This window comes from Roseiflexus castenholzii DSM 13941, from assembly GCF_000017805.1.
Taxonomy (GTDB): Bacteria; Chloroflexota; Chloroflexia; order Chloroflexales; family Roseiflexaceae; genus Roseiflexus; species Roseiflexus castenholzii.
Genome location: NC_009767.1, coordinates 3,514,244 through 3,538,668 on the forward strand (window position 1 = coordinate 3,514,244; position 24,425 = coordinate 3,538,668).

The 24,425-nt window shown below is 60.1% G+C and carries 16 protein-coding genes; 6 read left to right on the forward strand and 10 right to left on the reverse strand.

Features of this window, described 5'->3' with window-relative positions; translation table 11 throughout:
- Positions 1–56: 56 nt before the first annotated feature.
- Both RCAS_RS14050 and RCAS_RS14055 read right to left on the reverse strand, forming a co-directional pair.
- Entirely contained in the window at positions 57–1,550 is a 1,494-nt protein-coding gene (locus RCAS_RS14050) for an O-antigen ligase family protein (RefSeq protein ID WP_012121217.1), read from the reverse strand.
- 38 nt (positions 1,551–1,588) lie between these two features.
- Positions 1,589–3,241 (reverse strand): cellulase family glycosylhydrolase, encoded by a 1,653-nt coding sequence (locus tag RCAS_RS14055; protein ID WP_012121218.1) that lies wholly within the window; start codon positions 3,239–3,241, stop codon positions 1,589–1,591.
- 778 nt (positions 3,242–4,019) lie between these two features.
- Between RCAS_RS14055 and RCAS_RS14060 the strand changes: the two genes are divergently transcribed.
- The 6 genes from RCAS_RS14060 (at position 4,020) to RCAS_RS25245 (ending at position 14,645) form a co-directional block, all read left to right on the forward strand.
- Positions 4,020–6,503, forward strand: coding sequence for a PAS domain-containing hybrid sensor histidine kinase/response regulator (locus RCAS_RS14060; protein ID WP_012121219.1), 2,484 nt, complete (start codon positions 4,020–4,022; stop codon positions 6,501–6,503).
- Positions 6,504–6,525: 22 nt separating this feature from the next.
- Positions 6,526–8,874, forward strand: a complete 2,349-nt coding sequence (locus tag RCAS_RS14065; RefSeq protein ID WP_012121220.1) for a glycosyltransferase family 39 protein — start codon at positions 6,526–6,528, stop codon at positions 8,872–8,874.
- Positions 8,875–8,987: 113 nt separating this feature from the next.
- A complete protein-coding gene (locus tag RCAS_RS14070) occupies positions 8,988–10,997 on the forward strand; it encodes an ArnT family glycosyltransferase (protein WP_232280023.1) in 2,010 nt (669 codons plus the stop codon).
- Between the two features lie 19 nt (positions 10,998–11,016).
- Entirely contained in the window at positions 11,017–13,158 is a 2,142-nt protein-coding gene (locus tag RCAS_RS14075; protein ID WP_041330816.1) for a phospholipid carrier-dependent glycosyltransferase, read from the forward strand.
- A gap of 636 nt (positions 13,159–13,794) precedes the next feature.
- Positions 13,795–14,268, forward strand: a complete 474-nt coding sequence (locus tag RCAS_RS25670; RefSeq protein ID WP_012121223.1) for a DNA methyltransferase — start codon at positions 13,795–13,797, stop codon at positions 14,266–14,268.
- A gap of 38 nt (positions 14,269–14,306) precedes the next feature.
- Complete coding sequence (locus tag RCAS_RS25245) at positions 14,307–14,645, forward strand: hypothetical protein (protein WP_157042652.1); 339 nt, start codon at positions 14,307–14,309, stop codon at positions 14,643–14,645.
- A gap of 200 nt (positions 14,646–14,845) precedes the next feature.
- Here the strand turns inward: RCAS_RS25245 and RCAS_RS14085 are convergent, their stop codons facing one another.
- From RCAS_RS14085 to RCAS_RS14115, 8 genes are all read right to left on the reverse strand, one after another.
- Positions 14,846–15,064 carry a Franean1_4349 family RiPP gene (locus RCAS_RS14085; RefSeq protein ID WP_012121224.1) on the reverse strand — a complete coding sequence of 73 codons (219 nt, stop codon included), beginning with the start codon at positions 15,062–15,064 and terminating at the stop codon, positions 14,846–14,848.
- Between the two features lie 30 nt (positions 15,065–15,094).
- On the reverse strand, positions 15,095–19,357 hold the full coding sequence (locus RCAS_RS14090; RefSeq protein WP_157042653.1) for a tetratricopeptide repeat protein: 4,263 nt from the start codon (positions 19,355–19,357) through the stop codon (positions 15,095–15,097).
- 102 nt (positions 19,358–19,459) lie between these two features.
- Positions 19,460–20,971 (reverse strand): hypothetical protein, encoded by a 1,512-nt coding sequence (locus RCAS_RS14095; RefSeq protein WP_012121226.1) that lies wholly within the window; start codon positions 20,969–20,971, stop codon positions 19,460–19,462.
- Positions 20,972–21,000: 29 nt separating this feature from the next.
- Entirely contained in the window at positions 21,001–21,303 is a 303-nt protein-coding gene (locus RCAS_RS14100) for an ArsR/SmtB family transcription factor (RefSeq protein WP_012121227.1), read from the reverse strand.
- Positions 21,278–21,502, reverse strand: a complete 225-nt coding sequence (locus tag RCAS_RS25675) for a hypothetical protein (RefSeq protein ID WP_198135936.1) — start codon at positions 21,500–21,502, stop codon at positions 21,278–21,280. The genes RCAS_RS14100 and RCAS_RS25675 overlap by 26 nt, the downstream gene beginning before the upstream one ends.
- Before the next feature lie 200 nt (positions 21,503–21,702).
- Positions 21,703–22,464 carry a hypothetical protein gene (locus RCAS_RS14105; protein ID WP_012121228.1) on the reverse strand — a complete coding sequence of 254 codons (762 nt, stop codon included), beginning with the start codon at positions 22,462–22,464 and terminating at the stop codon, positions 21,703–21,705.
- Positions 22,461–23,486: an ABC transporter ATP-binding protein gene (locus tag RCAS_RS14110; protein ID WP_012121229.1), complete on the reverse strand. Its 1,026-nt coding sequence runs from the start codon at positions 23,484–23,486 to the stop codon at positions 22,461–22,463. The genes RCAS_RS14105 and RCAS_RS14110 overlap by 4 nt, the downstream gene beginning before the upstream one ends.
- Before the next feature lie 63 nt (positions 23,487–23,549).
- Positions 23,550–24,392, reverse strand: a complete 843-nt coding sequence (locus RCAS_RS14115; RefSeq protein WP_157042654.1) for a hypothetical protein — start codon at positions 24,390–24,392, stop codon at positions 23,550–23,552.
- Between the last annotated feature and the right edge of the window lie 33 nt (positions 24,393–24,425).

Below are 24,425 nucleotides of genomic sequence, written 5' to 3' on the forward strand. Positions count from 1 at the left end.
GGACGCCGCATAGAGCGCCTACGCCCCCCAGAAGAGCGTAAACAGTTTGCTGGATGTCAATGCTCGCGTTCTGCCACGGCTATCAGCGCCCAGAACGCGATCGCCAGGTCCGGCACGAAATAGAAGCGATCAACCAACCCATGGACAAGCGCAGCGGTCATTGCCGCCAGCGCGCCCAACGCCACCAGATCGCAACGGTCGAGCAAGGCGCTGAGAGCGTTCCGATAGAAGCGCAAGAGTAACCATCCGAATGCCAGCACACCGAGTGGACCGATATTGATCCAGACATCGAGCAGCAGGTTGTGGGGATGAGCGGCATACTCCTCGCTCGTGCCGAGGAGTGATGGATCGATCAGGCTACGTCCGAATGCCGGGTTGTGATAGTAGTAAAACTGGTCAAGTCCCAAACCAAGCGGATGGCGCTGAAGATAGGCGAGCGACTCGCGCCAGAGAAGCAGACGCGCATCGACGCTCCCGCCGCCAGGACCGCCGCGCAGCGTCAGCGCCAGCCCGATAACTGCGGCGATCACCACCCCGATGAGTGCCAGCGCCGACCAGCGCCATGCCTGACGATCCCGTGACCGGAAGAGAAACCAACCCATACCAATGATCGTTGCCGCAACCGCGCTCCCCAGCCATGCGCCGCGTGAGAACGAGACGATAACTCCCGCCAGGGAAAGCGATGCGCAGATGACGAAGAAGAGGGGCGCCGCTGCGGAACGGCGCGATGGATGCTCTGCGCTTTGTACACCGGACGTTGTTGAAAAGCGCTGCCCGCTCCATACGCCGAGCGCAAGCGCCGCAGCCAGGGACCCGACCCGTTCGAGAAAGAGACCCAGATTGTTTGGGTGTCCATAGACCGATGTCACCCGTCGCACGCCATCTACCGCGATGATATTTTCACTGAATGCGCGTTTTTCGCCGATCAACGGCGTCAGATCCAGCCCGACAAACTGCAACACGCCAATGGTCGCCACCCACGCGCCGCTTAGCGCCAGCGCACCAACCAGCAGCATGCGCGATACGCCGACCGCGCGCACAAGCGCATAAAAGAGCAACGGCTCGACGATCAGCCAGCGAAACTCACGCAGCGCTGCGCCACGCCCTTCGGGAACCGCCAGCGTCACACCGATGATCCCTGCCAGTGCCAGTAGTGCATGCGGTGCATATGCGGCGCCTGTCGCGCGAGCGCGTCGCCCCCATGCCTGTTGGGCGGAAAGATTCCCTCTCTGGAGCCACCGGATCGTCCATCGACCTGCCACCATAGCGGTTGTGATAAGGAGCGCGATTTCATGGAGCGGAAAAAGCCATGTTCGACCAGCGCCATCGAGAGAGGCTGGCATCAGGTAGAGCGGCGCCGTGAGTATCACACTGACGAGGCCGCCAACCGGCTGCGCGAGTGTTAGCAACGCGAAGAGCGCCAGGGCAGCAAGACGAAGCGGGACCGGCAGCACACCAGCAGAGAAGCACACCAGACACAGCGCCGTGACCGCAGCGGTCGGCAGGAGCGCCGGGCGCATCAGGCGTTGAGAAAGGCTCGATGCAAGCACGACGACATACCTCTACACTCAATTTCGCAACTCAGTCGTCACCTTCGCACGACCCATCGCCCAATCTCGATCATTGTCAGCGCCCCGACAGACGCCAACGCAACTGTGAGGAGAGCAGGCGTCAGCGTCCATACCCATGGCAGCGGTTGCTCACGCCCGACAACAAAATACTCCGGCGCTGCGGCGCTTCGGATCTCGAAGGTATGCACGTCATCGGGCAACCCCGAAGCAATAATCACAGGACTTCCATCATCCGACGGCATGATCGGACGCGCCACTCCGCCATCCAGTCGAACTTCGGCTGGCATATTCAAACGAACAGCAAACGATTGCCCGGTGAAGCGCACGCGCCATTTCCCTTCTTCCATTGTCTCGACCGCCGGGTGACGCCAGGAATGCATGCCCGTGCCAGCAATCGCGCCATCCGCAGCATAGGCACGTAACGCATCGTAAGCAGGGAGGGGCTGAAAATTGCGATCAACCAGCGCGAAATAGGGCGTTGGATCGGCAGGATCCGGCTCACGATAGCCGCCCCAGCGCAGGAACCAGACATTCATCACGCCGATCCAGGGCCATTCCCGGCGGGCACGCTCCAGTTGACCAACCAGATACGCGCCCTTCATCTCCTCAGACACCGGCGGACCCCACGTGCTACGCGCCGGTTCCGGGATGTGATCGGGGGCGCTGTTGTAGCCGAACTCACTGATCCACACCGCCTTGCCGCTGTCGCCGTGTCGTTCCATCACTTCGCGCAGCAGGACAACGCGCGACACATCGATGCGGGTATCGATGGGACGATCAAGATCGCGGAAGGGCGCATCCGGGCGCCAGCGCAGCCGGATGTAGCGGTTCTCGTTGGGCGGTTGCCCCAACCCATATGCCTGCGCCGACATAATATCAAAGTATGGTGCGCCGCCAGCACGGTACACCCGATCCAGATACTCCAGTTCGCTCATCGGTGCGATGCGTGGCTCTTTGCCGTCCGTCGGCGACAGACTGGGGAACAGGATGACGATATCCGGGTTGGCCGTGCGCGCAGCCGTCGCAGCGAGGCGCAATAGTTCGACAAAGCGTTCCGGTTCCGGTATCCGCCAGCTCCACTCATACGCCAGGTTCGGCTCATTCCAGATCTGAATGAAGCGCACCTGCCCGCGATAACGAGCCGCGACCGCTGCCACAAAATCGGCATAGTCGGCATAGTTCTCCGGCGGTCCGGTCGAGTTGGCATTTTCGAGCAGTCCGGCTTGAAAACGCGGGGCGGTATCGTCGTTCGGGCGCGCCCACTGAGGCGCCCGGTCGATGCGCACGATTAACTCCAATCCCAGGCGCTGTGCTTCGGCAACGATGATATCGTACTTCTCCCAGGAGCTGCGCATCTGATCGGGGTTGCGGCGATCAACAAAATCGCCCTTGCCGTGGATTTCGACATCGTCCCAGGGCATCTGAATCCGCACAAAGTGCGCCCCCATGCTGCGCGCCAGTTCAAGGGTGCGTGTGACATTTGCGGCGTCGGGTTCAAATTGCAGATTGTACGCATTGACGCCAATCTGCGGCACATCGGTCCACGGGATTGGTGGAGCAGGCGGCGTATATGTGACGCCACGATTGACCTCATTGTCGAACCAGGTAAACACGGCCAACGCGGCGGTCAATGCTCCGATGACCGCCACGCGCAGTAGCAGACGAACCATGCGCGATCTCCATCTCACCAGACGGGGAGTATAGCGGCAGCATCGAGATGCGTCAACTGAACACGGCTCACGGCATGTGGTCAGAGACGAGAAAGGGTTGCAAGAGCGTTGCACGGTGCAGGTAGGTTCAAGGGGGGACAGCACGCATGAGCATAGCGGGCAGGCGTGGCGTTGGGATGCGCCGTTTATCCTCACTCCCCGCCCCGTTCCCACACGCGGCAGCGGGGAGACCAGCGCCGCGCGCGGAAGTCCCCCGGTGGACGTGCCGGTGTTCGCGCGGGGGTTCGGTCCGCCCTGAAATGCCGGTGGGAGGGGGGTCACAGGTTGTTGGCAATGCTTCGCGCGCCTTGGCGTGCTTCGTGGATCGTCCGCTCCGTTCACCCTGGCTTCGTGGCATCATGACAGAGAAGCAATTTTGTCCCAGGAGACCTGACCCCAGGTCAACCTCCGGGATAACTCACATTTTTTCTGGAGCGATTCAGTTGTCCGAACCGGTTGCACTGTTGGGCAAACGTGCTACAATAGAGATTAATCTTTTATCACTGGAAACCCACTACCCAACGTATCTGCTGCCATCCCCACTGACGAGAACCTGTCGGCAACGACCCGCTGAATCGCCTGGACGTGCTACTCGACCGTGGTACGGTTGAGGAGAACACACACGTGTTGAGACACAATTATTCGGCATCCAATGGCGCATGCTGACCAGTGAGGCGCCATCGCACCGCAATGTTGCGGATACAGCATGGTGAGTTCCTCCCCACGAAAGGGGAGAACCATGAGCGTGTCGGAACAGTCTCAGGATCGGCTGCATGAACCATCATCACTGACCACACTGATCACCCTGCTGTTGGGGTTTGCCCTGATCCTCGCCATTGTCAGCACGGGAATCTGCTTCATCAGCGGCAACCTGACCGGTGCTGCAATTGCGGTCATTGCCGCCATCGCCGGATTACTCCTCGCGCTGGTGCGCCGCCTGGCGCTACGCCGCCACAGCCACGCCGCAGTGATGCTGTTCGCCATCACTCTCTTGCTGGGCGCAATAGCCAGTGTCTGGGTGGAACCGGCCAGTGCGCCGGTTGCTGTCCTTATTCCGCCGCTCATTCTGATCACAACGGTGCAATATCTCGAACGCCGCAATGTTGGACCCGTGATCTTTCTCATCAGTCTTGCCACTGTGGTCCTTGCCATTGGCAGCGAGGCGGCGCAACCGTGGTTTGCCACGCGCGAGCCGCTTGCGCCTGTCCTTCGCATCACCGCACTGGTTGGCGCCATACTTCTCCTGGCAGCGATCCTCTGGCGCTTCAGTTCGCGCCTTCACGCCACACTGGTGCGTCTCGAAGCCGCTAATGCCGCTTTGCGCGAGAGTGAGGCGCGGTATCGTTCCGTTGTCGAAGACCAGACCGACCTGATCTGCCGCGCACAATCTGATGGCATGATTACCCTGGTCAATGACGCCAGTTGTCGCTACTGGGGATTGACACGCGATGAAATCATCGGCAGCGATTTGCGGCGGTTCGTCCACCCCGATGATATTCCGCGCGTCAATCATCACTTCGAATCGCTCACCTCTGAGTCGCCGGTGGGAACTATTGAACTTCGAGTCATTCCACCGGGCAGCGAGGTGCGCTGGCAGCGATGGACCGTCCGCGCACTCTACAATGGCGCACGCCGCGTCGGGTACCAGTTGGTCGGGCGCGACATCACCGAGCGCAAACGCATGGAAGAACATTTGTTTCGCAGTGAGCGTCAGTTCAAAACCATTGCCGAAAACGCGCCCGACATTATTTCGCGGTACGATCTCCAGGGACGCTACCTGTACGTCAATCCGGCGTTTGAACAGGCAACCGGGATAACCGGTGCGGAAATCATGGGCAAAACGCAGCGCGAACGCGGCGTGCCCGAACATATTGCCCAACTGTGGGACTCCCGTTTCCAGGCAGCCATCGAGACCCGATCCGTTCAGACGATCGAGTTTGATCTTCAAATGCCATCGGGTCATCGTTTTTATGAGACGCGCATCGTGCCTGAACTTGGTCCTAATGGCACTGTTGAGTCTTTGCTGGCGCTTTCGCGCGATGTGACGGAGCGGCGCAAAAACGAACTTGTTCTGCAACACCGTCAGAAACTCGAAAGCATGGGGGTTATGGCGCAGGGCATCGCCCATCAGTTCAACAATCTGCTTGGTATTATGCTGAACAATGCCGAACTGGCTCTCACGACGCTTTCACCGCAGGCGCCGGAGCGGCTCTTGATCGAATCTATCGTCTGCGCCGGTCGACGCGCGGCGGTTATCACGCGCCAGATGCTGACCTACGTAGGGCATAGCCCATTGCAGACCACTCTCGTACACTTGAACGACCTGATCGAAGAAATGGCAGCACTCTTGCAGGCATCGATTCCAACCGGCGTCACGCTGGTCTATCGCCTGAGCGACCACGATCTGTTGGTGGAAGGGGATGCCGCCCAACTCCGACAGGTCCTGCTCAATCTGACCATCAATGCGGCAGAAGCCATCGAAGGCAGACCCGGCGAAGTTGTGATTTCAACCGATGCCCGCTTTGTTGAGCGCTCGTTCCTGGTGACAACGATTGGAACCCCTGATCTGACCGACGGAACGTATGCGGCGCTGTCTGTCAGCGACAATGGATGCGGCATGGACGCTGCAACCCTTGAACGAATCTTTGACCCTTTCTTCAGCACCAAATTTATCGGTCGCGGTTTGGGGTTGCCTGCAACGTTGGGCATTGTGCGCGGACATCACGGCGCCATCCACGTCGCCAGTGCGCCCGGTGAGGGAACGACCGTCACCGTCTTTCTGCCGATAGCGCATCAACCATCCATCCGCACCGGTTTGTCGCCTCAGACCCGCACGGCGGCAAGTTCGGGCTATTCAAAAATCTTTCTGGTCGTCGATGATGAAGAGAGTGTGCGCGCCGTTACGGCGCGCATGCTGGAGTGGATGGGACATCCAGCGCTCACAACCGGCGATGTCGAGACGGCGATCATTCTCGCGCGACAACATTGCGAACACCTGGCGTGCATCCTGCTCGACCTGACGATGCCTGATCGTGATCTCTATCAGACGGTCAGAGATTTCCGGCAGACATGCCCCGATGCGCCGATCATTCTGATGAGCGGGTATACCGAAGATATTGCCAGCCGACGTTTCTCGCACCTTGCGTTGAATGGCTTTCTGCAAAAACCGTTCACTTCATACGAACTCCAAGGCGCCATCGACTGTGCGCTGGCTGCAATCTGACAGGCAGATCAACCAGACAATCATGTCGGGTATAATCCCGACATCTATGAAACCGTCGTCTGCACATCGTCCTGACCGGCGCCTTGTTGCGCATCTGCCGCTCCTGCCGATCCTGGCAACAGCAGCGATCTTCCGTATTGCGCTGTGGGGAGCGTTACCCCGCCAGGGGCTGATATCCGATGAAGGCGAATACCTGTCGGCTGCCTGGTGGCTGGCGCACGGACGCGGTTTCGACTGGCACCAGGGATACCTGTGGACGCGCGCGCCGCTCTATCCGATCTTTCTGGCAGCGCATCTTCGTCTGTTCGGCGATCAAGCCACTGCGATATTCGCAACACAAACCGTGCTCAGTTTGATCAGTGTTGTGCTGATCGCTGCGCTTGCCCGACGGATTGCGCCGCCTGAATTGAAATCTGCGCCGTTGATTGCGGCTGTGCTTGCCAGCATCTATCTTCCCTTCGTCATCTACCCGCAGATGTTCCTCTCCGAAACCCTCTATATCTGCCTTGTGCTCGGAGGTATGCTGGCGCTGCTTCACAGCCAAGCGCAACCAGCGCATGCGCTGCCCGACAGGTCGGCACACTCGCTCGTCGGGTCGATTGCTGCCGGTATCCTGTTCGGACTGGCGACACTCACGCGCAGCCAGACACTTCTGGCGCTGCCAGTGATTGCCGGCTGGGCAGTGATGACCAGGAGACGCGATCTGCGGCGCGCACTGTTATTCCTGGCGACTGCCACAATCGTCATTGCGCCCTGGACGGCATACAACTCACGGATCTATGGCGGGTTCATTCCGGTGGACACCAGCGGCGCCTTCAACCTGCTTATCGGCGCGTGGTCGGCGCACGATGGAGAACGACGCGACGCGCCAACCCGCGATTTCGTGTTGGCGATGTTTCCTGATCGGCGCACAGCGCCGCCTGCCGAAACCTGCCTGCCTCACCCCGGACCGCAACCGAATCAGGCAGCGCGCCAGTCCGCTATGGTCCGCGAGGGTCTCTGCCTGATTGCGGATCGACCGCAGGCATTTGTGCAAAAATCACTGATCGAGCTCGTTGATCTCTTCCGCATCAATTACACCGGCGCTGAACGTTTGACCGATGGCTTCTCAACCGGTCGTTTGCCGGTCTGGTATGTTCTGATGACCTTTTTGCTCGACGATACGCTGTACGTGCTTGCCCTGCCGCTGGGAATCATTGGATGGGCGCTGGCGCGGCGTTCTGTGTCCGTTTCCAGTGCACCGGTATTGCTGATGGGGGTCTGGCTGATCTTCAACGTCCTGCTGGCGCCGTTGCTGTTTGCCATCAACCGTTTTCGCATGCCACTGCTGCCATTCATGTTCATTCTTGCGGCGGTGACGATCAATACGCTCATTCGCCATCGTGATCGGTTCTTCGCTCCATTACGCACACGCTACGGCATTGCCTGTGCAACGCTTGCTGCGGCGCTGACCCTGATCGCCGCCTCGCCGCATGCCTGCCTGGAGCCGCGCCCGCCGGGCAGTGATTCACAGTGGGCGTCGTACCTGGGACCGTACCCGTCGAGTCTGGCGATCACCCGCATCGCACTTGCGGCGCGCCCGTTCGCGCTGGAGGATGCGCGCTTTCTGGCGGCGTTACAATCCGGCGATCTTGTGACAGCCGAAGCCATTTTGCAGCGCGGGACGCCAGGGCGCGACACGGCACGGTTGGGCGCCGCGCTGATTGCCGCTCATCAGGGTCGGTACCGCGAGGCGCTGGCACGGCTGCCGCCTCCCAATGCACTCATCGATGCACAGGATGTGAAAGGCAGCGTGGTGCGCGGCGATCTGCTGCGGAGCATCGGCGACGAGGCAGGCGCGCGCGCGGCGTTCACGCCACGGCATGTCGATGCCGCCAACCCGGTCGAGTGGGCTTGGGATTGGTTGCATCCGGCGCCAACCCACGTCATCGATCTGGGAGGGAATCTTGATCTGGGGTATATTCGGGGTTGCTACCTCGGCGAAGGCGACGCCGCTGAACGGAGAACGTATCGCTGGTGTACTGATGGCGCGCTATTGCGCTTTCCCGGCGCCGGACGCGCATATTCGCAGCGCCTGACATTCATTGTCGATGGGCGCGGATGGCCCGCCGATCTGCGTCCCGACTCACCGGTGCGTGTCCTGATCGGCGGGAATCAGGTCGGCACATTTCCGGCAAACCCGGACGGGGTGCGCGCCTTCGAGGTAACTCTGCCGCCGATGACGGAAGGCGCGGATGTTGTCGTCGAACTGCACGGACCGGTTTTCGTTCCTGATGCGGCGCGCTATCTGAGCCAGCAGGGCGAAGCAGCCGTCGGACAGGTACACCGGTTGATGGTGCGGCTGGATCGGGTCGAGATTGGGAAGAACTGAGAACTGAGAACTGAGAACTGAGAACCGATTGCTCCTAACCTCTAACCCCTAACACTACCATGTCGCTAATCAGACGTTTCAACCAGCCAGATCGTGCAGGCATCGCCCATATCATGGCAGTCATCGGGATCATGGCGCTTGCGCTGATGCTACGGCTACTGGTATGGCGCTGGCACGAGATGTATCCTCTGGGAGGCGACGAGCAGGAATACCTGAATCAGGCGTTGACGCTGCTACGGACGCGGCAATATGTCGAACTGCGCCTGATGCGTCCGCCACTCTACGCCATTTTTCTGGCGGCGTGCATCGTTGCCTTCGATTTGCTCATCCAGAACCTGCGTCTGGTGCAGGCGATCATCAGCGCCGCCACGATTGCGCCGCTCTATCTGCTGACAATGCGCCTGTTCGACAACCGGCGCATCGCCATTGTCGCCGGGTTGCTGGCGGCGCTGAACTATACGCTGGCGTTCACAGCCACTGAACTGCTGACCGAAACCCTTTTTCTCTTTGCGGTGACAACCATCTTCGCACTCCTGTCGTGCAGCACGTCCGCTTCTCGATGGCGAGCGCTCATCGCCAGCATATGCCTGGGAGCGCTGGCGCTCCTGCGTTCGGTTGCGCTGCCGCTGCTGGCATTGGGTGCGATCTGGCTGGGATTGCAGGCTGGAAAGCGTGCTGCGACAACCTTCGCGCTGACCGCCATCCTGGTCATTGCTCCCTGGACGCTGCGCAATTATCTGACCTACGATGCGCTCATCATTATCGACACGACCGGTGCAGAAAATTTGTGGCTCGATAATGATCCCGCCGGTCGTGAAGTGGTCAAGCGCCAGTTGTATGCCCTTGGCAACGACATGGCGGCGAGACAGCGCCTGGCAACTGAACGTGGGATTGCCGCCATTCGCGCCAATCCCGACTACGTCGCCGCGAAAGTCTGGAGCGAAGCGCGTCGCTTTACCGCGCTCCAGTTCTTCGACGATATGCGCAACCGTCCGGCAATCTGGGTCCCGCCGTTGCAGGTCTGGCTGCGCCTGATCCTCGGCGATGGTCTCTGGCTTGTCATCCTGCTCGGCGGCGCCATGGGTCTCTGGCTGGCGCCTGCGCGTCGCTGGACGCTTATCATAGCTGCACCGTGGACGCTCTATGTTGTGCTGACAACCCTGATCTTCCATGTCGAACCGCGGTATCGGCTGCCCATCTATCCGGCGCTCATTCCCTATGCCGCCTGGCTGATTGTGCGTCTGAGCATGTGGCGGATGCCGACGAAGCGCCGCATGCCGGCAATGATGGCGGCTGGAGCGACATGCATCGCTCTCATCGCCATGACACTGGCACACCGCCCTTATGTGGCGGAAGCCTGGATGCTGGCACAGAAACATATCTATCTCTGGCAGGCAGATCGCGCGCTTGATCGGGGCGATCTGGATACTGCACGCGCCGCAGCCGGGGCAGCACTTCAACTCGATGACCGTTCCGCCCTGGCGCGCGTCATTCTGGCGCGCATCGACCTGGCAACGGGTCGTCCCGAGGCGGCGCTTGCACTCCTGAATGCAGCCCTGACAGCCATCCCTGATCATCCCTATGCCCACCTGCTCCGCGGCGCTGTGTATCGCCTGGAAGGGAATGATCGCGCAGCGCGGCGAGACCTGCGCTACGAAACGGCATCGCTCGAAGACTTGCAACGCTGGGCATGGGATATCTTTCGCCCTTTTGCGCCGCCGCCGAACGCGCTGAACATCGGCGACCTCGATCTGGGGTATGTTCGTGGGTTCCATTTCGCCGAAAATGGCGGTTTCCGCTGGACGACCGACCACGCCGACATCCTGCTGGCGGCACAGTCCGATGGTCTGCTCGAATTGCGGCTCAGCGGAGACCGATTGCCCGGAGCTCCGCCTGCGGAGGTCGTTTTCCACATCGATGGCATCGAGTCCGGTCGAATGACGGTGTCGCGGGGCTGGCATACGGCGCGATTTCCGTTGCCGCCCGGCGCTGCCGATGACGGTCAGATACTGGTGAGCATCCAGAGCACGATCTATCGTCCACGCAGCATCGACCGGACGAGTCCAGACAATCGCCCGCTTGGGGTCGCCATTGATGAGGCGCGGATCGTGGATGCGCCATAAACGCAGGATTTCCTGTTCAATGAACGCTTCGTCGAAGGAACGCCTGGTCCTGCTACTCATTCTCGCATATGCGCTGGTTCTGCGCCTCCTGCTCTGGAGCCAACCGCTCCATGAACCAGCCAATGATGAGGTCGAGTACATTACCGTAGCGCGCGATCTGCTGGACGGGCGCGGCTGGTCGTTCTACGACCGATACCACTGGCTACGCGCGCCACTCTATCCGCTCTTTCTGGCAGCGTCCTGGGGGCTGGCAGGCGATGACGGCTGGCCCCGCGCCACGCGCGCCCTGCATTTGGCGGCGCTGCCCAATATCCTCTTGAGCGTTCTGAGCGTCTCCCTGGCATATGCGCTGACTGCCCGGTTGGTGAACCGACGGGCGGCGCTCCTGGCGGCGCTGATCACTGCGACGCTCTGGACACACGCTACATTTGCCAGCCTGTACATGTCGGAAACGCTCTTTACCGTGCTGTTCCAGATCGGACTACTCGGTCTGGTTCAGGCTGGTGACCGGCAACCAACGGCGAAACGCTGGTTGTTGATCATTGCGGCAGGCGTGGCGCTAGGGCTTGCGGCGCTCACCCGATCGCTGGCGCTGCTGTTTCTGCCAATTGCCGCAGGCTGGTTGGCAGTTCACCTGCACCGGCAGCGGTCAGGTCTTCCCCATCGACCGGCGACGCCGTTGCTGGCGGCTGTCGTCCTTCTGGCGAGCGCAGGGGCGGTTATCGCACCCTGGACAATCCGCAACTACCAGGCGTATGGCGGTTTTATTCTCATCGAAACGGGTCTCTCGTACAACCTATGGGTATTCAACGAACCACACGAGGATCGTGAGACTATCCATCGGATCCTTGAAAACATCAGCAACCCGGTGGAGCGGGCGAACGATGCCACTGAACGCGGGCTGGAGCGTCTGCGCGAAGACCCCATGATTATCGCGCGCAAACTCTGGCCCAACTGGGTCTTTCTGGCGCGCATCAAGCCCATCCAGGATCGCTTTCTCATGGAAAGTTACTACGCGGATGTCGATCTGCCACTGTTCGTTGCAGCGTTGATCTTCGATGATCTGCTGTACGTCCTGATCGCCTTTGGAGCAATCGTCGGTCTGACGCACGCGGTGCGCCTGCGGCGACAGGCATTGCACACGCATCAATGCTGTCGTCTGCCGGTGGCTCCTGCCATCCTCTGCCTGCTCTGGATTGGCTACGCAATCGCCACGATGCTGCTGACGCATGGTGAAGCGCGCTACCGGCATTTTTTGTTTCCGGCGCTCATTCCATATGCAGCATGGACGTTCACGGCACTGAAGCGCGGCGCCGCCTGTTTCGCGCGTGGGCGGGTGATTGCAATCGCACCGTTGATGGGGGTATTTCTCTGGACGGTGTTGACCGCTTACCCATGGGGGTGGGCAGTCGAAAACCTGACGCGCGGCAGCCGCGCGCTGGCAGGGGATGTCTGGATGGCGCTTGGCGCGCCGGATCGAGCGGCAGACGCCTACCTGAGCGCGCTGGCAGCGAAAGCCACCCCCGACGGTTGGTTGCGTTTGGGTGCGGCGCACCTGGCGCGCGGCGACATCGAGCGGGCGCGGGTGGCTTACCGCGCGGCGTGGGATGCGAGCCGCGCCTACTATATTGCCAGCGCGCACCTTGGCGATCTGGAGCGTTCGCTTGGCAACCTGGACGAGGCGCGGCGCGCCTTTGCCGGAGCATATGCCGACGAGCAGCGGGTGCTCGACTGGTCGTGGCGCATGCTTGGGCGGAATCCGCCAACATCGCTGGACGTTGGCGACGGTCTCGATTTCGGGTACGTTGGAGGCGTGTACCCTGCCGAAGAACTTTTGAGCAGACAGGCGCGCTGGAGCGCCGGGCGGGCATTGCTGCGACTGGGAGGACTCGACGCGCGCGCCCCGGTAGTGTTGACGCTCCGGCTGGCGGCGCCCCATCCGAACCGACCAAGTATTCCTGTGCGCATCTGTATCACAGGGACGTGCCGACAAATTGAAGCGCATGCCGGGTGGCGCACGTACACCCTGATGGTCGAGCGACGCAACACACCGGCGCTTGTCGAAGTGCATAGCCCGACATTCATGGCTGCCGACGGACGGCGACTGGGGGTGATCATCGATTGGGCGGCGATGATTCCACTTACCGGGAGAGAGCGCTGAGGTCTGAATCTTCTCCCGATCCGAGAACCACCCCCTTGCTTCTTATACTAATGCGCGGTTATTCGTACAATACTGCCGGATCGCTGCGGGCTAAAGCCCTCGCTGAGCAAGTGAAAGCCCCGTCGGGGCTGCCGATGCCAATGTGCAGTCATGCGTCCACGACACGGACTGCTGGTGCGCGTTGACCGGTGCGCCTTGCGCACCGGGCGCTCGAACATATTGTCTGACTGACCGCAAGTTAGTATCACCTTCGGCGTTGGCTTCGACAGGTTCAGCCAACGCTCGTCGCCAGGGACAAGCATCGAGCAGCGCGTGTATCACGGCTGCTTTACAGCCGAACGGCAGTTCTGTATAATGTGCGCCACGCAGATCAAAGGGCGTCAATCCGATTGATAAAGGATTTACGATGAGCAATTGTGAAGAGCAACTGAGATTGTTTCCAAAGCCCGATGATGAGCGCAAACGGAAATCCCCCGATGGAATGACGACGAGCAACTTGATTTGCACGGCGCACGTTGGCACAAATGAAGAGCTATTCCCACAAATCCTGGACCTCCACGTTCCACCAGGTGCGATAGTGTCACATATGGCAAGGGCATTTTTTGGAAACACGTTCCAAAAGACAAGTATAAGGTATTGGCAACGGATATAGAGACTGGCGTTGATTGCCGAAATTTACCCTATGATTCGGGTTCTATCGACTGCGTTGTGCTCGATCCGCCCTATATGGAAGGTCTCTTTCGCCGATCGGAACGTCACCTGGCAGGTGCAGGCACATATGCCGCCTTTCGTTCGACGTACTCAAACGGAGAACCGACCGTTGAGGGTCCGAAGTACCACGAAGCAGTCCTCGATCTCTATTGCAAGGCGGGAAATGAGGCTCATCGCGTATTACGTCCGTATGGAATATTGATCGTCAAGTGCCAGGACGAGGTTAGTGCGAATATTCAGCACCTTACTCATGTCGAGATTATCATCAACTATCAATCCCTTGGATTCTATACAAAAGATCTCTTTGTTCTTGTCCGTCCGAACAAACCGGCAGTGAGTCGCATGAAGAAGCAAGAACACGCAAGAAAAAAATCATTCTTATTTTCTGGTATTCGTTAAGACTGACGAAAAAATCCGCGAAGAAAGGGGGAATAAAATTGGGAATACTCGAGGATTGGGGTATTAAACCAGATGAAATCGATGACATTCTTTCTTCTCGTCCCAGCCTCGTTGAGGGATTTGATCTGTTAGCGGTTAACATCTTTCAGTTTAGCAATCGATGGGAATTTGCATTTGCGAAAAACGCCGACTTGCCAAGAACAAAATCACGTAAGTATACCCCTGCTCAACAACAGTATCTTCTTGCTACGCTGATGCGAATAACCTTGCCCCTTCAGGACCCGTTTCGTGCCGAGCCGTTTGGCATTCTAGACGACATTGTCGCTGAGCGGCAAAAAAGACGGCAGGATAATGTTTCATCGAAGGGTGCATCCTGATGTTAACAATACCACTTCCGGGGTTGGACACGCCCGCTTCGTTACTTTTCTACCTTTGATGCCGCGACCCTCAATCTTCAACTCCTCTTGCCGCACACTTCGCGCCTTACTCCTCGCGCTGCGCACCGTTTCCGACGCCCTGGAGAAGATGTCCACACGGGAGGCGCCCACCGAGGGGCGCCCCTGCGTCTGTCCTTATCTCACATCAACCCCGTGCCGCCGCGTTTCGACAACCGCTGATCAAGGGTCATGGCGAACGCCTGGAGGCTGGTGTTGTCCAATTTCTCGAGTGCGTCGAGTTCTTCTTCGGTCAGGTCGTATTCCTTGCATGCCTCGCGCGCATTGTCGATCAATGCCTGGCGAAACTCTGGGTCGGTCACTGCGCGCCCAATCACTCGTTCAACTTCCGACTGAGACATGGCATCGCTCCTTTCTGAAGGACAGACATCCTACGCTGCGAGCATATCACGATACGCCGCGTGCATGCGGTTTGCTTCCCCGCTGGCGCTCAATACAGTAAACGTATCATAGGCTCGTTTTAGATACACGATTCCCTCGTCCAGGTTGCCCACCTTCAGCAACGCCGCGCCATAGGCGCTCCAGGTGCGCGCCAGTTCGAAGCGATCCTGCACTGCTTCGCACAGCGCTGCGCTGGCCGTAAAGTCCTCCTGCCAGGAGCGTCCCTGCGCCACAGTCGTGGCGCCACGCAACCGCAGCGCAATCGCCATGAGATCATCGGCGCCAAGAGTGCGGCTCACCTCAACCGCCCGGTCCGCATAGACCGCCGCATCCTCCACGTCTCCCCGTCCAATCATTGCCTCGACCAGCGCATTGAGCGCCTCGGCCTGAAGCGACGGCGCCTGAAGCGCCTCAGCCGTCGCCAGCGCCTGGCGCGCAAGGTCCGCCGCGCGTGCATAGTCGTCTTGTGCGCTGTACGTCTGGGCGAGATGCACCAGGACATTCGCCTCCTGGTCGGTGCTGCCCAACGCGCGGTGCAGGTCGAGCGCCTCCTGATAGATCTGCTGCGCCTGCGCATAGTCGCCGCGGCGATAATAGATAATGCCAAGGGTGTTGAGCAACTGCGCCGTTTCCAGTTGCGCATTGAGCTGGCGCGAGAGGTCGAGCGCGTCCCGGCAGTGCGCTTCGGCTTCGGTGTAGTGACCGAGCACCGTCAACGAGTAGGCGATATTTCCCAGGGCATAGGTAATCGCATAGCGCAAACCGATCTTGCGCGCCAGCGTCTCAGCCACGCGATAGTGTTCGAGCGCGCGCTGATGATCATTTTGCAACTGCCAGAGATAACCGATGTTGTTGTGCGATGCGATCATGCCCGGCAGATCATCAATCGCCTCCCGCACCCGGAGACTACGCTCGAAGAATTCGCGGGCGCGCGCATATTCGCCACGCAAGGTCAATACCGACCCGCTCTCGGCATGTAGCCGCGCCTCGATCTTTTCATCTTCAGCGCTCTGGGAATCAGACCGCAGCATTGCCAGTCCTTCTTCACATGCCGCCAGTGCCAGGTCGTACTCACCACGCCGCCTGCGGACGAGCGCAATATCGGCGCTGATACGCGCCGCCGCCAGTGGCGACACGTCTGCCGGATGCGCGCGCACAATCCTCATCGCCTGTTCGAGTGCATCGAGCGCAGCAGCATACCCTCCCTGCTTTTCGAGCACGGCGCCGCGCCGATGGTATGCCTGCTGCGCCACATTCGGCGAAATGCCGGGCGCTTCGAGCACGCGCGCGATATGTTCAAGCGCCCGGTCATATCGACCGAGCGTCGCTTCGACATCCGCAATGGACAGGTGCGTTTCCCAGCGGCGTGGATCGTGTTCATCGCCTGCCAGCGCATCGAGCGCCCAGGCATAGTATTGCAACGCCTCTTCGTTGGCAAAGACGGCGCGCGCGGCATGACCGGCTTTCAGTAAATAGTGGATCGCCTTGTCGCGTCGGTTGCTCAGGCGGTAATGATGCGCCAGCAAACCGTAATAATCATCCAGATCGTCGCCGTAGCGCTGTTCCAGGTACTCACCGATCCGACCGTGCAACTCGCGCCGGCGCGCATAGAGCATGCTCTGGTATGCCACTTCCTGGAGCAGGGCATGGCGGAACATATGCACCCGTTCTGGCTCGAGCCGCTCGAGCATCGTAATTTCTTGCTCGTCCAGATGGGTCAACTGGCGCAGCAACGCAACACGGTCGATGTTCTGGATCGCATGCAACACTCCGAATGGAATCCGCTGCCCGATGACTGAAGCCACGCGCAGCACATTGCGTGTATGCTCATCGAGACGATCAATACGCGCCAGGAGCAGACCGTTCAGACTGTCGGGCAGGTTATCGATACTATGAAGCAGCGGCTGGTTCGACTGTGCCAGCACCGCGCGCAGCAACTCCGCCAGGAAGAGCGGGTTGCCCGCCGCTCGCGCCGCGATCTGACGACGCAGCGTTTCGGGCAACTGCACATCGCCCGACAGGATCGTCACCAATCGATCGCTATCGTCCGCCGGAAGTTCCTGAACTTCGAGCACCGCAGCCTGATCGTCATTCAGAAAGGCGCCGGTTGGTCGGTGGGCGCCGAGCAACAAAATCGGATGGGTGCGGATCGCCTGAACGACACGACGCCAGAGTTCGAGCGAGACCGAGTCTGCCCAATGCAAATCCTCAAAGACGACCAGCAACGGACTCTCCGTTGCAGCGTGCAACAGCAGACGTTCGAGGAGATCAAACCGACGCTCCTGCCGCAGTTGCGGATCGAGACCGCGAGTCAACCGGTTATCGGGAATATCGAGGCGCACCAGATCGCCCAGCAATGGCAACCATTCCTCCATGCCCGCACCGAGCGCTGCCAGATGGGCAGCGATTTTCCCCGCGCGAACCTCGCTACTCTCGCCGGCGACCATGCCACAGAGTGACTTCAGCAGCTCACCCCACGCGGCGTATGGAATGCTTGCAGTGTAGGAAAGACACGCTGCCGACACGATGCGCATGCCATGCTCACGCGCCAAATCGATCAACGCTGCGAGCAATCGGCTTTTCCCAACGCCTGCCTCACCGACAAGCCGCACTGCCTGACCTGAGCTGGTGAGCGCTGTTGCAAGTTTCTCGCCCAACCACGCCATCTCATATGCGCGATTAACCAGAGGCGGCAGCGCGTCCTGCATCAATAACGTGGCTTCGCCGGTCTCGCGTTCACCGACGATGCGACAGATTTCGAGCGGTTCCGATTTCCCTTTGAGCGGTATGACCCCCTGGGGTTGGCATACGATGCGCACTGTTGCCTTAGCGAGCGCCCGACCGCACCAGATATCGCCCCAGGGCGCCGCGCTCATGACCCGCGCTGCAATATTCACTGCATCACCCATCACCGTGTATTCTTTGCGGTTGGCGCTGCCGACATTGCCGGCAAAGACAACGCCGGGGTTCAACCCGATCCGCTGGCGAAGGAGCAAGACCGCAGGCAGCGCTGGGCGCGCGCCGGGATCGTCGGCGCCGTGCAGATGCGCTTCAACATCTGCATTCACCTCTTGCAGGGCAGATTGCATCGCCAGCGCAGCGCGCGCGCCTCGTTCGGGATGATCCTCATACGCCGTCGGCGCGCCGAAGATTGCCAGCAGTTTCACCCCTTCTTCGGCAACGTCCAGTTTATTGATCACCCCGCCGTAGTGCGCAATTGCCGATTGCATGGCGATCATATACCGCTCGAAGATACGCGCCGATTGCACCGGCGGCAATGCTTCCGCAAGCGCTTCAAGCCCAACGACCTGCGCAAAAACTGCCGTGACCGGGCGCAAGTCGGCTTCGACCTGCGGTTTGTCTGGAACGGCAATAATGCGACTCAGTAACGCGGAAGGGATGTACGGGCTGATGCGTTCCAGATCGGCGAGCAGATCGGTCAGCGTCTCATCAGGCATCTCATCGCGCGGATAGACCGGTTCAAGACCAGACGGCGCGATGGGAGCGGCAATGGCGCGGAGACGAAAGCATCCATCCTGAAGCGGTTCTCCGACAATATCAGAGAGCAATTCACGGGTGCGGCGCCCAAGCACGATCTCCCCCGGTCCGGCAAGCGCCTCGGCATGCGCGACACCGTTCACCACCGCGCCAAGCGCCGCATAGTGCCAGGTATCGGCATGACCGGCGCTCATCAGGGCAACCTGCCCACTCTCGACGCCAACGTGCAGGTGCATCGGAAAATCGCCCACTCCCGCGACATGGCGCACATAGCCGTCGAGCGCCTGCTGCAATCCGAGCGCCGCGCACACAGCGGTTCGGGGGTGATCGGCGCCATCGAACAAGACCAGAAGCGCATCGCCGCCGAACGAGATCAGATCGCCGCCATACGCATAAATGATATCGATCATGCGCGCAAAGATACTGTTGAGGAAATCGGTGACGAGTTCTGTTCCCTCGCGCCCGAGTACGCTCAGACGTTCCGCCAGCGCCGTCGAACCGGACAGGTCGGCGAAGAGCAGCGACCCTTCCACCCACTCCAGCCAGGGAGGTGCGCGACGTTCGCGCAGCGCCCATCGGGCGACCCGCCGAGGCAGGTACGTCGCAATGACGGTGCGCACGGCTGCCAGGTGATGCCTGACCGCAGGAATGTCAACCACACCGGAGGTGTGACGCAGATGATCCGAGAGATCGACCGGCAGATAGCGCGCCAGTCGTTCGGGCGCCACCATCCGAATGTCTGTCGAATCAGGCACAGCATCTGCCTTTTGATGCAGGACCATACGCTTGGAAAACAAAGTGACGCGGATCGGTTTCGCTGTGCATTATACTGTATTGCCGCGATTGCCCACTCAACGTCATGGTGTTGATGTGCGCATGAGCGGACGTGGAAACCCGCCATCAAAGACGACGACCAGCGTATTCGGGCGCACTTCATGCTCGATGTCGCCTGAACCGATGACCATCGTGTATGGGTTGGAACCACAACTCAGGCGAATGATCGCTTCAACGTGGGGGGCTGCGATTGGCGGCTCCACGATCAGCATCCGATCCAGGCGCCCGGTTGCACACTGCGCTGCCGCAAACAGGCGCAATTCTTCGCCAGGACGCGCACCGGCTGCAAAGCGAACTTCCCGTCCACGGATCTCGTTCACTGCCAGTGCGCCAAGTGCCAGAGCGACCAGGATCACAGCCATACCAACCCACAGGCGCCCTACCCAAGAAAGAGTGCGCATGTCCGCAGCATGTCGTCTATCGTTGCTCCGTATGCCGCTCAGATCCGCCGGCATCACCCGGTCGGTGAGAGCAGACGACCACCTGCCGGTCATCAGGGCAAGCACCATCACCGGCAGATAGAGATAGCGCGAGTCGGGCGACGAAGCGAAAGGCGCCGTTGGCGCAAGGGTGACGATCAGCGCCAGCATGCCAGTCAGCAGAGAAGCGGCGCTTCCGTATCGCCAGGCAATCGGCAAAGCAATGAGGCCGGCAAGCACCACGCACGCGCCCGCAAGCGGCAACCAAGCCTCTCTGCCATACTCGACACCCGGCAGCGGCGCAACGATCAAGCCAAGGCTCCGCAGCGGGTTAAGCAACAGTTGCGCGCCAAAGCTGTAGCCGCTTTCGCGCACCACATAGTTGCGCGATGCGACATCGAGCGCAGCGAAAAGATAGACGATAGTCGCCAGAAGGGGCAGAACGAGAGGCAGGAGCGCCATACGGCGCCGCATCTGGCGCGCCGATTCCCATTCGATCAGGACGATCAACGGCAACCCAATGATAGCGCTCTCTTTGGTCATCAACGCACACGTCTGCATTGCGGCAGCCGCACTGTACCAGAACCAGCGACGCAGCGACGCTGTATCGATCCTACCGGCGCTCCACCAACAATGCAGCGTCAATACGAGAAAGAATGCAGCCAGCAGTTCACTCTGCGCCGACACCCACACCACTGCCTCGAACGGCGCCGGGTGCAGCGCTGTTGCCAGTGCCGACACTGCATATCCGATGACCGGCGCGATAGATGACTGTGCTCGAACCATCCGAAAGGTCAACCAACCGATGAGTGCCGCATTGATCACGTGCAGCGTCAGCGACACCCGGTGAAACGCGCCCGGATCAAAGCCAAAGAGGCGCCATTCGCTCCACAACAGCAACCAGACAAGCGGGCGGTAGAAGTGTGATTCGGCGCTCACGTCGAACGCACGCGCAGCAATCGCCAGGAACGACCGATCACGCACATTCAGCAGCCACTGAAAATCATCGGCGGCGAATGCGCGACCAGGCAACGCCTGGTAGGCGACGGCAACCGTCACCAGCGCAGTGATGGCGGTCACGATGATCAGGAGAGCACGCTGTCGGATGTTGGGCATAGAAGCAGGGCGTGAGTCGGCGCCGACGCTCAATCGCGCAGCGTCCCGATCTGCTGGCAGAGCCAGTCCAGCTGTGTCTGATTGAGCGTATAGCACGTTGCCGGTCCTTCAGACTCAGCAAGAAGCACACCGGAGGAACACAAGACCTTCAAATGTTGCGACAGTGTTGACTGAGCGCGCGCCAGTTGCGCCGGCAGATGCAACTGAATCTGGTTGCCAATACAGCGCGGGTGGCGTTGCACATAGCGCACAATCGCCAGGCGAACCGGATGCGCTAAAGCCCGGCACACACCGATCAATCGGTCATCATCTGATAACGATTCTGAGACCATGGCAGACCTCTCTGCCATATCGCGCGACCACCCATGAGCAGCGTCGTCGCAACGCTGATACCGGCGCCTGCTCACTCACCATCAGGCGCGCAACAGGTTGCACCGGCGCTTCCAGGCGTGGCCTGTCGATAAAGGCGCTTGCGCCTTCTCTTTCAACGCCGAAGACCTGCTGCTGCTCATACCAATGACCTGTGACCATCCGGCATGGTCACCCCGAGCCGCGCGAGGGGTCGTGTGCGACCCGCGCAGATTCCTCGCTGCGTTTACCCTGAGCGAAGCGAAGGGCTCGGAATGACACGCATGCGGCATCGTCAATCGTCATTGGTATCATTTCCAGGACAATGCCAGGGGCTTCATCGCTTGACCGGAACAATTATACTGCACCCGACACATATTTGACTAGCCGGAAAACACAAGTTCCCGCTTCGCAAATGAGTACACAGCAAACGCCAGTACCCCAATCACCAGAAACAACTGCGCAACAGGAACGACCGCCGATGCACCACGATAGTCCCGGCTGACCGAGATGGCAAAACCGGTGAACGCCGGCAGCAGCGGAGCGCTCAGAATCGTGCGCATAACATCCAGTGCCACAGCGACTGGTTCCGGCAATGACGACAGCGTCGATCCGCCGATCAGACTCCCGGAGAATGCCAGCGCCACCAGCGCCAGCACCGCCAGACGCCACGGCGCCGACAGCACCATGGGTGTCAGCAGCGTCAGAAACGCTGTGAGCAGTGCAATGTTCAGCAACAGCGGGATCGTTCCCAGTACCCAGTCCACAAAGCCAGAACCCTGAAGCGGGTTCGTCACGGCAACGAGCAGACAGAGCACGGCATACATCCCCCATGCTACTGCCAGAACCGTCAGATACAACCCCAGTAAATAGGGAGCGCGCCCCAGACGCCGCGCCAGGACAACGTACCCGACTGCACGATCACCGAGCGCAAGCACCGTCGAAGCGGTGTACACCGTCAGCCCTAGCGAGAACAACCCGGCAGTCGAAAAAAAGTACTCCGGCGTCATCGGCATTGTCCAGCGACGGAAGAAGAGATAGTATGCCACTGCCGTCGCCGCCATTTCGACAACCACCCTCCCAGAACGCAGATACTCGTGCAGCGTGAACAACGCAAACCAATACGTCCGAACCAGCGTATTCATAGACGTGTGCGCTCCTCACTCGCGTGAATCCGCTGCTCCTCCTGGTGCAGCAGTTCGCGCAGCAGCGTATCTCCCATTCCCGAAGGACCGGGAGGAGGCGCATCGGATGCGCCGTCGCGCCTTGTGTCGCCTCGCACCGCATCGAGATAGAACTCCTCGATTGGATGGCGACGTGGCGCCAGTGTGACAATGGAGACGCCGTGATCGAGGAGCACGCGCAACACCTGTGCCTGCAATTCCGGCGTGTTTGGGTTCAGGACGATCTCATGCCGATTGCACTGGATAGCGGACGAAAGGGCGCTCAGAGCAGTTGCTGTCGCCGGTGGCAGGTCTGTCACAGTGATGGCAATACTACGCGCCGGTCGATGCAGTGTGCGCGTTTCCGCCTCAGCGACAATGCGCCCGCCATGCAGGATGCCGATGCGATCACACAGCAGGTCCACTTCATCGAGAAAGTGCGTCGTCATCAGGATCGCACATCCACGCTGACGGATGGCAACGAGAAGATCGATGATGTCGCGCTGTCCTTCTGGATCAAGCCCTGCCGTTGGTTCGTCGATGAGCAACAGTTCTGGTTCGCTCAACAGTGCCTGAGCAAACCCAACGCGCTGCACCATGCCACGTGAGAGGGCGCCTACCAGACGATCAGCAACGCCGGTCAAACCGCATGCATCAATCTCGGCAGCGACTCGCCGGCGGAGCGTTGCGCCGGAGAGACCGCTGAATCGCCCCACGTACCACAGATACTCGCGCACAGTGTACCGGGTATGGTAACGCGAGCGTTCCGGCACGTATCCGACGCGACCATCTGCCCGTTGCACGTCGTCGCTCCCGAACATGCGAACAACGCCGCGATCCGGTCGCAGAAAGCCGGTCGTCAGATGGATCAGCGTCGTTTTGCCGGCGCCGTGCGGTCCCAGTACACCATACACAGCGCCCTGCGAAACGCGCAGCGATACGCCGCGCAACACGGGAACACCGTCGTAGGATTTGTGGACTTCGTCGAGTTCGATAACGTCCATGGAAGAACCGGAAACCCAGAGAGGAAGGGTCAGAAGCTTATAAGTTTAGAGGTCTCGATAGCCTTAACCCCTGACCCCTGACCCCTGACCCCTCGCAACCAACTCCAGATACACAATCGCAATCAGCGCAACAGGGAGCACGCGCCAGAGACACCAGCGCACCGCCGCGTGCAGCGTCAAACGCGGTAACGTCCGACTCGCCCGGCGCAGCCCGACGATCAGCACGACAAAAAGCGCAATGGCAATAACCGATGCAATTCCCGGTTGAACGACTTCCGCTCCAGGCACGACGCCGACCACGAACAACGCCAGCGCCAGGCTTGCACGCATGTGGCGCGCTGTATATGCCAGCCAGCGTTCATGCGCATCAAGACCCTCCTCAGCGCCCGATGGCGAGAGGCTGGCGTCGGGCATGAATGGTCCAAGACCGGCAGCAGCGGAAACTGCCACCGCACCGGCAACAAACAGAACGATTCGTCCCAACACCTCAAGCCCTGTCCAACCCACATCACCCCAGAGCAGACTGCCGGATGCCACCCAGAGCGCCAGGCGTCCTGCACTATTCACCTGCGTCTCGCGACTCACAGCGCGCGCTGCCAGTGGCGATGACGCCAACAAGCCGGCAAACGCCGGCACAAGAAATGCGCCTTCGACCAGACCCCCTATCAGGACCGGATGACCCACCCAGGACTGATCGCCCGCCGGGTGCAGGGGCCAGGGCAGCACAGCGAACGCCAGGATAACCAGCACGATGCACACAAGTGCAGTCCATCCATCGATACTCCGGGGGAAATGGCGCACTGATGGCGCCGACCAGATATTAACGCCAGTTATCGCTCGCGCGATCAGGAGGCTCAAGCCGGATGCCATCACGCATGCCAGCCCGATTGCAATGAGAATATCCATAGCCATCCGCCGCCATTCACACGCTACGTATAT

Bases quoted from the DNA above. Each gene is read 5' to 3' on its own strand.
- RCAS_RS14085 (WP_012121224.1), bottom strand. From the start codon at position 15,064: ATGTCTCAGTCGGAAGTTGAACGAGTGATTGGGCGCGCAGTGACCGAC.
- RCAS_RS14115 (WP_157042654.1), bottom strand. From the start codon at position 24,392: ATGGATATTCTCATTGCAATCGGGCTGGCATGCGTGATGGCATCCGGC.
- RCAS_RS14060 (WP_012121219.1), top strand. From the start codon at position 4,020: ATGAGCGTGTCGGAACAGTCTCAGGATCGGCTGCATGAACCATCATCA.
- RCAS_RS14075 (WP_041330816.1), top strand. From the start codon at position 11,017: ATGAACGCTTCGTCGAAGGAACGCCTGGTCCTGCTACTCATTCTCGCA.
- RCAS_RS14095 (WP_012121226.1), bottom strand. From the start codon at position 20,971: ATGCCCAACATCCGACAGCGTGCTCTCCTGATCATCGTGACCGCCATC.
- RCAS_RS14065 (WP_012121220.1), top strand. From the start codon at position 6,526: ATGTCGGGTATAATCCCGACATCTATGAAACCGTCGTCTGCACATCGT.
- RCAS_RS14055 (WP_012121218.1), bottom strand. From the start codon at position 3,241: ATGGTTCGTCTGCTACTGCGCGTGGCGGTCATCGGAGCATTGACCGCC.
- RCAS_RS14100 (WP_012121227.1), bottom strand. From the start codon at position 21,303: ATGGTCTCAGAATCGTTATCAGATGATGACCGATTGATCGGTGTGTGC.
- RCAS_RS14105 (WP_012121228.1), bottom strand. From the start codon at position 22,464: ATGAATACGCTGGTTCGGACGTATTGGTTTGCGTTGTTCACGCTGCAC.
- RCAS_RS14070 (WP_232280023.1), top strand. From the start codon at position 8,988: ATGGCAGTCATCGGGATCATGGCGCTTGCGCTGATGCTACGGCTACTG.
- RCAS_RS14110 (WP_012121229.1), bottom strand. From the start codon at position 23,486: ATGGACGTTATCGAACTCGACGAAGTCCACAAATCCTACGACGGTGTT.
- RCAS_RS25675 (WP_198135936.1), bottom strand. From the start codon at position 21,502: ATGGTCACAGGTCATTGGTATGAGCAGCAGCAGGTCTTCGGCGTTGAA.